The sequence below is a fragment of the Mesobacillus selenatarsenatis SF-1 genome (assembly GCF_000813125.1).
Lineage (GTDB): Bacteria > Bacillota > Bacilli > Bacillales > Cytobacillaceae > Mesobacillus > Mesobacillus selenatarsenatis.
The window spans coordinates 1-11234 of the sequence record NZ_BASE01000034.1; the positions used below are offsets into that span (position 1 = coordinate 1).

At 45.7% G+C, this 11234-nt stretch carries 9 protein-coding genes; 2 read left to right on the forward strand and 7 right to left on the reverse strand.

From position 1 onward, the window contains the following. Window positions 1–87: 87 nt before the first annotated feature. Window positions 88–591: a methylated-DNA--[protein]-cysteine S-methyltransferase gene (locus tag TY49_RS07550; protein ID WP_084135420.1), complete on the reverse strand. Its 504-nt coding sequence runs from the start codon at window positions 589–591 to the stop codon at window positions 88–90. Between the two features lie 242 nt (window positions 592–833). Between TY49_RS07550 and TY49_RS07555 the strand changes: the two genes are divergently transcribed. Beyond that, window positions 834–3872 (forward strand): GNAT family N-acetyltransferase, encoded by a 3039-nt coding sequence (locus TY49_RS07555; protein ID WP_052442123.1) that lies wholly within the window; start codon window positions 834–836, stop codon window positions 3870–3872. 11 nt (window positions 3873–3883) lie between these two features. After that, entirely contained in the window at window positions 3884–4738 is an 855-nt protein-coding gene (locus TY49_RS07560) for an amidohydrolase family protein (RefSeq protein WP_041965302.1), read from the forward strand. 139 nt (window positions 4739–4877) lie between these two features. On the opposite strand, the gene TY49_RS07565 is transcribed toward TY49_RS07560, so the two are convergent. The 6 genes from TY49_RS07565 to TY49_RS07590 form a co-directional block, all read right to left on the reverse strand. After that, window positions 4878–6476 carry an aspartate:alanine exchanger family transporter gene (locus TY49_RS07565; protein ID WP_052442124.1) on the reverse strand — a complete coding sequence of 533 codons (1599 nt, stop codon included), beginning with the start codon at window positions 6474–6476 and terminating at the stop codon, window positions 4878–4880. Between the two features lie 417 nt (window positions 6477–6893). Further along, window positions 6894–7196: an antibiotic biosynthesis monooxygenase family protein gene (locus TY49_RS07570; RefSeq protein ID WP_041965303.1), complete on the reverse strand. Its 303-nt coding sequence runs from the start codon at window positions 7194–7196 to the stop codon at window positions 6894–6896. After that, window positions 7196–8140, reverse strand: coding sequence for a siderophore ABC transporter substrate-binding protein (locus TY49_RS07575; RefSeq protein WP_041965304.1), 945 nt, complete (start codon window positions 8138–8140; stop codon window positions 7196–7198). Before TY49_RS07575 ends, TY49_RS07570 begins: the two co-directional genes overlap by 1 nt. Window positions 8141–8181: 41 nt before the next feature. Next, window positions 8182–8943, reverse strand: a complete 762-nt coding sequence (locus tag TY49_RS07580; protein ID WP_041965305.1) for an iron ABC transporter ATP-binding protein — start codon at window positions 8941–8943, stop codon at window positions 8182–8184. After that, window positions 8940–9890: an iron chelate uptake ABC transporter family permease subunit gene (locus TY49_RS07585; protein WP_041965306.1), complete on the reverse strand. Its 951-nt coding sequence runs from the start codon at window positions 9888–9890 to the stop codon at window positions 8940–8942. Before TY49_RS07585 ends, TY49_RS07580 begins: the two co-directional genes overlap by 4 nt. After that, on the reverse strand, window positions 9883–10833 hold the full coding sequence (locus tag TY49_RS07590; RefSeq protein WP_041965307.1) for an ABC transporter permease: 951 nt from the start codon (window positions 10831–10833) through the stop codon (window positions 9883–9885). The genes TY49_RS07585 and TY49_RS07590 overlap by 8 nt, the downstream gene beginning before the upstream one ends. Between the last annotated feature and the right edge of the window lie 401 nt (window positions 10834–11234).

An 11234-nucleotide genomic window follows, 5' to 3' on the forward strand; every position in this document is an offset into this window, starting at 1 on the left:
ACCCGTTTCCTCTCCAAACACCAACTCCGGGAACATATATCCTTTTTATGTGACCCGTCTCATCTCCAAGCGACAAAACCGGGAACATTAACTTCTACAATACGCTTTCTCCAACTCCAACAAATGCTGTTTCATTGCGATTCCGCCTCGATACCCGGTGATCGCTCCATTTTTTCCGATGACGCGATGACAGGGGACGGTGATCAGGACTGGATTAGCCCCAATGGCAGTTCCAACGGCTCTTACAGCCGCAGGCTTGCCGATTTTTTCTGCTATATCTGAATATGTATAAGTCTCGCCATAAGGGATTTCCCTCAATGCACCCCAGATTGCTTCCTGGAATGGCGTCCCTTTTACATCGATCGGCAAGGAAAATTCGACTAGCTTCCCCTCAAGATAATCAGTCAATTCATCCCTGTATGGTTTCAATGCTTCCGGGCTCTTTTCAAAAACAGCAGCGGGAAACCGTTTTATCATGTGTTCATAGTCTTCTTCTGGTGACCCAACATAGCATAAGCCTTTGTCTGTTGCCGAAATATAAATTTCATTACGATTAAACCTTAAGATGTCCCAATAGATTTTTTGCTCCACACTTCATCACTCCATCTTACAGTCTTTTCCTCATTATAACTAAAAAAGAAAGCCAACGTTTCAATATGAATAAACATTAAATTCTAAATTTTCTTTACTCTAGCAAAATTTACCTTTACGATGGATATGGAGTGCAAAAACTCCCATCAAATCAAAGGAGGTTAAGGATCATGGACAATTCAAAAAAGAAGCTTATTTTAACGAAAAAGGAAGATGGCCCATAGTTAGGGAGGAGAATGGACGTGGCACAATTGAACAAGGTTATTCAAATTGAGAAATATCATGAAGGATTAGCGGCTGGGGTCGCTAAAATGTGGAATCTGAGTCGTGACGGTTGGGGCGGAGATACTCGCGTCATGACGGAGGAGCAGGTGAAAAAGAAGGAAGCGAACTCTGACAACATCGAGCTTTATCTTGCTCTGGACGGAGAGGAAGTCGTCGGATACTGCGGACTGTCTGAGTACAAGGAGGATACGGGATCCTTGTATATCCCGCTGCTTAATGTCAGGACCGATTACCAGGGGCACAAGATCGGCAAGAAGCTCCTGCTTGAAGCACTCGAAAAGACGGTGGAACTAGGCTGGCCTCGACTTGACCTTTACACCTGGGCCGGGAACACGAAGGCCGTTCCGCTTTATAAGAAGTGCGGATTTTTCTGGGAGGACAGGGATGACTCAACCCACCTGATGAATTTCATTCCGCAGGTCCTGAACACGCCGCTTTTAAAACCGGTCTTTGAAAAACTAGATTGGTATGGAGACAGCACAAGATTAATAGAAGTAAAGCCGGACGGAACCAAGGAGAATGGCTTTACTTTCTACGAATATGGCTGGCAGAACGCTGGCACGTCAGCGAGAGTACAATTCGAACGAACAAGCCGCGGCATCAGCTTGATTGAAACAGATGAGTTCATTCTGCAAATGAAATTGGCAGACCATGAAGTCATCCAGGAAGAAGAACGGGAATTCGAGATCAATGTCGTGAACAAGGGTGAAGCTCCCCTTTCCTTCAAGGCAAATGGGACGAAGAATGGACGCATTAAGTATGATTTCGACGCGGAACGAATGGTAGATGATGAAACTACTATATCCGCCACGTTCTCTGTGGAAAAAGGCGAAGAACCGAGCAACTGGCGGACGCATCCGAGCATTAAGGCGACAGTGTGGATCAACGGGCTTGAATGTGAGTTAAAGCTTGGCATCTTCCCAATCAACCCGGCAAAAATAGAGGCCAGCTACTCTGGCAATCTATCTTTCCTGGACAAAGAAACATCTATTAATGTTGAAATAAGCAATAACTTGAACGAGAACGCTGTTTTTGAATTAGACTTTCCTGAAGATGAGCAGGTCGTGTTAGCCCAGCAAACGTTCACCGTGGAAATCCCTGCACGCGGACGGAAGACGCTGTCTGTTCCTTTAACGGTAAAACAGCATGGATTTTACAATCCTGAGCTGACAATTGCAGCAACCAAAGCAGATGGACAAAAGCTAACCTTTGAGCAGGAAATATCGGTTGCTTTCAAAGGTCTTGGCGAAAAATTCGGCGGTGAATCGAAGGATTTCTGGCATATTTTCAACGGCCTTGGACAAATCAATGTTCGCAAACGGGACCTGCTGACGTCTGCCGCCAGAAACAACAATAAGAATCAGCCTTTTGCCTTTTTGACACCTAAGCTTGGAAAACCATATTCACAGGAGTTCACCAAGAAGAAGCCTTCCTCGGTCACCTGGGAGATCAATGATTCTTCGATCGATCTGAAGATCACTCTGGAATCTGCCGAGATGGAGGGACTGGTCTTAAAACAGACCTGCCGCTTGTTTGGTGACGGGATCATCCACACATGGGCAGAGGTTGAAAATAAAGGGGAAAGCATTCATCCTGATGTAGCTTTCAGTCAGCCTGTCTACCATGAGATGGAGCAAGTATACTTCCCGCTCGACGGTGAAGTTGTCCATTTCTCCGAAAATCGAATCATGGAAATTGGCGAGCTGGATACAAAGAGAATCACAGGAAACTGGTATTTTACCAAAGGACAGTCGGGACCGATTGGATTGACCTGGTCTGAGGGCAGCAATGCCGGTCCTGAAAGCTGGCAGTTTATCATCGAGGACCAATTCGGAAAGCTGGAGCCGGGTGCAAAAGCTGTGTCTGGAACCATAACGCTGTCACTTGGCGCTTTCCAGAATGTTGAGGAGTTCATCGCCTATGCAGAGCAAGTGCAAGTCCGAAAGAAACCTGAAACGATCAGCGAGTTAACTTTCAAAGCTGAGAAACTTATCATCCAGCCTGATACTGACCTGACTTTCACTTTAAAAACTCATCGAAACAGCTACCTTGATGGAACATTAACAATTAGAGATGAGATTCACGGGGTTACCGCCGATATGGAGAAAACCTCTCATTCTATGACAGTGCCAACAGGAGCTCTACAGCCAGTGTCCATTTTTGAAGCCACTTACACAGGCAACGGAACGGAAGCTAGATTCAAGGAGTTGCTAATCTCTCCTTCAGGTTGTGTGAATGCTAGCACGGAAGATGGCACTTTCAACATTGATAACGGAGTCATTACGCTGAAGGCAGATCCAGATTTCTACCCTGGTATCTATTCAATGGAAGTGAATGGCCATGAATGGCTCGACCACTCTTACCCGCAGCTGACGGCGAAGAGCTGGTGGAATCCATGGGCTGGCGGAATGAAGACTGTGCCATACGGAATCAACACCTTCTCACTGTTAAAAGAAACCAGCCATGCTGAAGTGGTCGAGGTAGCAGACAGTGAGGGCAACAAATGGTCCGGGCTCGCAATCACCACTGAGTTCAAGGAGCATAAGCAGTGGAAAGGCGTACAGTACGCGCAATATTATTTGATGCTACCAGGCGTGCCGGTTGTCGCTTCTTTTGCAGAAGTGAAGGACGCTGGTGGCAAAAATCTTGCTCATGAAGTTTGGATCACAGACCTGTTCATTGGCGGTGACAAGTTGACCGACGTGAGGATTTCAGTCAGCGGCAGCAACCAGGCGCATGCATATCATGCAGGCAGCGAGGAAATTCCTTTGCTGCTGGATGGAGATTCGTATTTTACCTCGGGCTCTGAGGAAAAACTCTACGTTATTCCGAACAATGATGCTGATCCGACAGAAGCGTATAACAATAAAGAAGTTTTACAGCTAGCCTCCAGACATAAAGGGAATTTTACAAAAAGCGCTCCCCTGTTCCTGCTTTTTGATGAGCGCAGGCTGACTGGCGACTTGCTGAAAAAACTGAGAAGACTTCAATTTTAAAAGGAGAAACCATGAAAATCATCGATGCTCATATACATCTATCAAAAATCAAATCCTTTTATGAAACAGCCCAGAAGCTGTCATTCGTCGACTATTCAACAGCTGGCATCCTAAGGGAGTTCAAGGAGGCCAATGTGGTGCTCGGAATCGGCATGGGCCTGACTGAAACCGATAAGATGGGTTTCCCGGATTATGAAGCCCGGACGCCGATGGGACTCGATATGGATGCAGAACTTCCGGCCAACATTTTTTGTTGCGCCGGGGTCAATCCTTATGACCTGGATGAGACAGCACTTGCCCGTCTCGAAAAAGAACTTCAAAATCCGAAGACGGTCGGAATCAAGATCTATCTTGGCTACTATCCTTTTTATGCTTACGACGAAGTGTACGAACCGGTCTACAAGTTGGCGGCGAAATACCAGCTCCCTGTTGTGTTCCATACCGGCGACACCTATTCGGAACGAGGCTATTTGAAATATTCACATCCGATGGCGATTGACGAAGTTGCGGTCAACCACCGCGATGTAAATTTCATGATGGCCCACTTCGGGGATCCGTGGACATTGACGGGGGCAGAGATTATTTATAAAAACCCGAATGTTTTTGCCGATTTGTCAGGATTGATCGTCGGAACGAAGGCTGAGCTGGATAAGCGCAGCCAGGGACGCTTCCTCGACCACCTGCGCCATGCGCTTGAGTTTGCTGATTCATACGACAAGCTGCTGTTCGGCACAGACTGGCCGCTTATTCCGGTCGGTCCTTATATCGAGTTTATCAAGGATCTGATTCCGCCCGAGCACCATGAGGACGTATTTTACAATACTGCCCTGAAGGTGTTTCCGAAGATCAAGCCGTTTTTGGAGTAGAACTAGGTTTTATTATTAGAACAAGAATATGTCTAGTTATTAGAACGAATAGAAGTACATTTAGTAAAAGGAGAATACCTCCATTTACTAGAATAAGAAGAAGTCCCATTATCTCGATGATAATGGGACTTCTTTTGCTTTATAAAAAGAAAACCAAAATCTGTGATGCCACCGCAACTGATATAAGCGCGAATGGGTACGCGGCTGCGTAGGCGATCGCGGGATCTTCGGAAGCCATCAACTGGTTGGTGGCTCCGAGCCCGGGTGTACTAGTCATTCCACCGCACAATGCGCCTAGTGAGTGAATGATACTGAGTCGGAAAAGCTTCCTCGCGATGAAAAAGCCGGCTACGACTGGCAGGATTGTGATAATCGCGCCGCCGATGACAAGATTAAAACCTTCCTGCTGGATAACCTGAACAATTCCTTTTCCAGCTGTCGTACCAGCGCCTGCAAGGAATAGGACCAGACCGATATCTCTGATGACTTGATTCGATGGCTGGTAATAGCGCGCATGGATAGGGCCCAGCTTACCAAAGTGACCGATGATTAAAGCGATGAACAACGGTCCGCCGGCGACGCCGAATGTAATCGTGCCGAGCTTCGGAAAATGAAACGGAATCATTCCCGCCAGCACACCCAGGAGCAACACTAAGCTCAGAGACAAGATATGGATATTCGTAACTGTCAGTTTCTTTCTGCTAAACAGCTTTTCTACATCATCCAAACGGTCTTCACTGCTCACAAGCGTCAGGACATCGCCGCGCTCCAGACGCCATTTTGCATTCTGGTTGAATTCAAAACCGCCACGTTCAATCCTCGTAACCGTCACCCCATATGTACGCCTTAATTCAAGCTCCCTGATCGTCTTTCCAATCAAGTCCAGTGAATCGACGGTTACCTTTCGAAGCTGCACATTATCTTGATTCTTGAAATTGGTCTCGACTTCCCTTCCGATATCCTGGCACAGTCTCTTCAAGTCACTCGGTAAACCGACAGCAACAAGCCTGTCCCCCACCAGTATCACCGTATCATTCAGGGCTATGATATTCCTGTCCCCGCGGATGACGCGGCTGATGACGACCGTATTATATTTATTGAACTCAAGCTCTTTTAAGGTTCTTTTATTAATAGAAGAATCCGTGACTTCGATTGTCATAACTTCAGGCGACTCATCATTGCGCACAGGTCCCGATTTCTTTTTCAAATCCTCTGCTAAGTCGACCTTCAGCACGCGCGGCAAAAGCTGCACGAACAGCACAACCGCTAGCACTCCGAATGGATAGGCAATACCGTAGCCGACAGACGCGAGTGGGTCGCCTGTTGCCTGAAGTGCAGCTGCTAATCCTGGAGTACTTGTCAGCGCCCCCGTCATGATCCCGATGCTTAATGCCGGTGACAGGTTAAACAGCTTGGATACGACAATCGTTGTAACCGATGCGACCAGGACAATCAACAAACTGATGATGCCAAAGACAATCCCGCTCGTTTTCATCATACGGAAAAAGCGCGGTCCGGCAGACAAGCCGACGGCCACGATAAATAAGCCGAGGCCCAGCTGCTGGATGACCGGTGACACCTGATAGCCGAAATGTCCGAACACCATTGCCGCCAAAAGCACCCCGGATGTTCCCAGGCTTAACCCCCGTATTTTAATTTCTCCTAGCGCCGAGCCAAGAAACAATATGACGAATAGTAAAATTAACGGTTCCTCAAGCAAACCAATTATGCCGTCCAAAGATGATTCCTCCAATGATTACGATTGTGAAAATCTACACAACTTAGAATATCACGATGCCAAAATTATTCAAAACCAGACAGTGACGAATTTAGTACAAAACAATATCCCTCTGGCTAAAATTGAGTTGCTGCTATAGAAAAACATATGCTTTTTATGCGTTTTCCTCAAAAAAGGTAACTGTAAACGACTTTAAACAGTAGAACACTTCATTTCAGAAGATGAACCACAATGTTTTAGCGGAGAGATCATTGCACTCTAATTTTATATAGCGAAAATAAAAATATTATAGCGAAATTTTCTATTTTATAGCGATAAAATCGGTTTTATAGCGACTTTTCTATTTTTATAGCGAACTGGAAAAAAAACGCTCTTTTTTTCAAATTAAAAAGAGACCCATTTCTGAGTCTCTTCCATTTAAATCACATCATAAATATCCTGGGAGGATTCAAGAATATAATCCGGTTTTGGCTGGCCGATTTTTGCTTTATGTCCGGCGATATGGTCGGGATGCTTCTCCCAGTTCTTCCAGTCCTGTTCGGATTGCCAGTTGATCATGACCAACACTTCATCATCGCCTCTGCGGCTCTTTTTTACGAGAACCTGTTGATCCAGGAAGCCTGGCTGCTGTTCAATCAGCATGCCTTTTTTCGAAAAGCGCTCGATCACCTTGCTGGAATGTCCTTCTTTCACGAGGATTCTTTTAATTTGATAGAACATTATAATGCCGACCTCACTTCTTCGATCATGGACTGCATTGACTGCAAGCCGCCGCCGCTTAGGTACCAGTTCGTACCATCAAGGTAAATGATTTTGCCGTTTTTGAAGGCATCAGTCTTTTTCACAAGTTCGTTTTCAATTGTTTCCTTCGCTCCGACTTCTCCTCCTACAGCTGCAGTACGGTCGATTACGAACAGGATTCCAGGGTTTTTCTCAAGGATGTATTCAAATGTGATGCTCTGGCCATGAGTCGATGCTTCGATTTTTTCATCTGCCGCCTTGAATCCAAATACATCGTGGATGAATCCGTAACGAGATCCGGCACCATAAGCGCTGACCTTGCCTTCATTCGCCAGCACAAGCAATGCTTTCTCTTCTGCTGAAGAAGCTTCTTTATTGATTTCATCTATACTCTTGTTAACATCCGCTAATTTTTCCGTGACAACATCTTCTTTTTCAAAAATTTCACCAATCAGCTTCATGTTCTTTTCAAAGGATTCCATGTATTTTGTATAATCCATACCAACGAAAACGGTAGGAGCGATTTCCTCGAACTGATCGTACAATTCAGCCTGTCTTGCAGAAATGAAAATGACGTCTGGCTTCATCGCGTGGATTGCTTCAAAATCAGGTTCTTTCAAGCTGCCGACATTTGTGTATTCCTTGCCAGCGTATTTCCCAAGGTATTCGGGTACGATTGCCTGTGGTACGCCTGTAACCTCGACGCCTAGTTCATCAAGAGTATCCAATACACCAAAATCAAACACAACAACTTTTTCAGGACTCTTTTTGACAGTTGCTTCCCCGTACTCATGCTTGATCGTCATTTCCTTCGCTTCGTCTTTTCCTGCTGCTGCTGTCGTTTCTGCTTTTTCTTCAGAACCACAAGCTGCCAGGGCGAATAACATTGCAAAAACAAGTGCTAACAAACTGAATTTTTTCATCGTAAAACTCTCCTTTGTTATTGTTAAATTTAAATTTTATATTAAGATTTAAAATACACGCAGATTCGGCAATTGTTCATTTCCTGGATTGGAATGTCCATATCGTATATTTCTTTTAGCGCTTCTGACTGGATGATTTCCCTTGTTGGGCCATCCTTGACTACTTTGCCATCTTTCAGTGCGACGATGCGGTCTGAATACACGGATGCAAAATTGATGTCATGCAGGACGATGACAACGGTTTTACCAAGGTCATCGACAAGCTGTCGAAGGATTTTCATGATCTGGACAGAGTGCTTCATGTCCAGATTGTTCAATGGTTCATCGAGCAGGATGTACTCGGTGTCTTGGGCGATGACCATCGCGATGAAGGCCCGCTGCTTTTGACCGCCTGATAGTTCGTCGAGATAGCTATCCTGCATTTCCGTTAGATGCATGTAGTCGATCGCCTGGTCGACGAATCGCTCATCCTCCTCAGTCAGCCTTCCTTTTGAGTAAGGGAACCTTCCGAAAGACACAAGCTCGCGAATCGTCAGGCGAACATTCATGTAATTCGACTGCTTCAAGATCGAGACGACCTTGGAAAACTCATTCGACTTCATCTTCCGAACATCAGTCTGGTCGATGAGCACTTCCCCGGAGTCCGCATCGAGCAGCCGGCTGACCATCGAGAGCAGCGTGGATTTTCCGGCGCCATTCGGTCCGATGAAAGAAGTGATCTGGCCGCGCTGGATGTTGACGGTCACATCCTCGACGACACTCTTTTTTCCGTAAAATTTGGACAGTGAACGAACTGTGATCATGAGGATCGACTCTCCTTCAGCAGTAAGTAGATGAAATAGACGCCACCGACGAAGTTGATAATGACACTAAGCGTGGTGGAGAATGTGAAGACTCTTTCCACGACCCATTGGCCGCCAACAAGGGAAATCACGCTGATTAAAATTGCTCCGCTGATCAGGACGCTGTGCTTGTAGGTTTTGAAAGCTTGATAGGATAGATTCGCAACAATCAAGCCTAAAAAGGTCAGCGGTCCAACAAGTGCAGTGGAAATCGAAATGAATACGGCAACGAGCACCAGCATTTTTTTTACAATAGAATCATAGGAAACTCCAAGATTGATCGCATTCTCCCTGCCGAGTGACAGCACATCTAGGTAGGTAGTGAACCTCCAAGCATAAATAATCAGCAAGACAATCAGGCCGATCGCCAGCCATACCAGGTCGGTGTTGATGTTGTTGAAGCTGGCAAACATCCTGTCCTGGACAACCTGGAACTCGTTCGGATCGATCAGCACCTGCAGGAACGTGGAAATGCTGGAGAAAAAGGTTCCAACGATGATTCCCACTAGCAGCAAAAAGTAGATTGGTTGATTCCCTTTTTTAAAAAGAAGCTGATAAAGCAGCAAGGCGAACACAACCATGATTGCCACTGTTAAAATGAAGTTCACCTGTTTATTGACGACTGTTATATGACCAGAACCAAGGAAGAAAATCAACACCGTCTGCAGCAGCATGTAAAGTGAATCAAGTCCGATAATACTCGGTGTCAGGATGCGGTTGTGGCTGATCGTCTGGAAAACGACGGTTGAATAGGCAATTGCCACTCCGGTGATCACCATCGCTGCCACCTTCATCACCCGCTTAGGCAAGGCGTAATCATAGCTGCCATTCAGGTCATGGAATAAATACAGCATGCTTGCACCAATTGCAATTAAAACAAGGAGAAGTAATTTTACTGAGTTACGCATATGCCTTCCTCCTAAACAACAGGTACAAGAAAATTCCGCTGCCGATGACGCCGACCATTAGGGAGATCGAAATCTCATAAGGATAGATCAGCACGCGGCCCAGGATGTCCGTTACCAGGAGAAAATTTGCTCCCAGTAAAGCCGTATGCGGCAAGGTTTTTTGCAGGTGGTCGCCTTTGAAAATCGAGACGATATTCGGAATGATTAGCCCGAGGAATGGAATCATTCCGACCGTAAGCACGACTGTCGCCGTAATCAGGGCGACAAGGATCAATCCAATGTTGACGACCCGTTTGTAGGCGAGCCCCAGGTTCTTCGAAAAATCTTCTCCCATTCCCGCCACCGTGAAGCGATTTGCGAATAGATAGGCAATCACCAGGATGGGAATGCTTATGTACAGCAGCTCATAGCGCCCCTTCATGATCATCGAAAAATCACCCTGCAACCACGCGGACATGTTCTGGATGACATCAGCTTTGTAAGCAAAGAATGTCGATATGGATGATAGGATATTACCCAGCATCATCCCGACAAGCGGAATGAAAATCGCGTCCTTGAACTTGATCCGGTCAAGGATTTGCATGAACAAAAACGTTCCTGCCAGTGCGAACACAAACGCGATCAGCATTTTCTCAATCGTGGACGCGTTTGCAAAAAACAGCATCGATACAAGAATGCCCAATCTCGTCGCATCGAGCGTGCCTGCCGTTGTCGGTGATACGAACTTATTGCGACTGAGCTGTTGCATTATCAGACCGGCGATGCTCATCCCTGCCCCGGCTAGCAGGATCGCAATCAGCCTCGGCACCCTGCTGATGAGGAAGATTTCCGTTTCCTCCGATTGGAAATCCAGCAGTTCCAGAGGGGTGATTCTGCTTACTCCTACAAAGAGAGAAAGCAATGAAAGTAAGATCAAAGATGTAATCAAGTAACGCTTTTTCATGGCCATGCTCCTAATCTATCTATCGATAGATAATGATAATCATTATCAGTTAACCTATATAAATATTAAATTGTTTATATAAAAAAAGTCAATAGTTAATTGAGAATATTTTTCAATTAGATTGATAAATAATGGGAATATGTCGCAGGATTTTTTAAACTTAAGGGTGATATGTAGTGGGTTGTAGTGATATTGCAATTGGGTTTGTGAGGACCTTGTGAATAGCGCTAAGAGATATATAGTTTGATAACTTGGTTCAGGTTTGGACAACTCTTCTTCCTTTCCTGCCAAACCTGTCCGAAGTTGGGCGATGTTCTGACAGCTTTTCTGCTTTCTCATCCAAACCTGTTTGAAGTTGGGCGATGTTCTGACAGCTTTTCTGCCTTTTCATCCAAACCTGT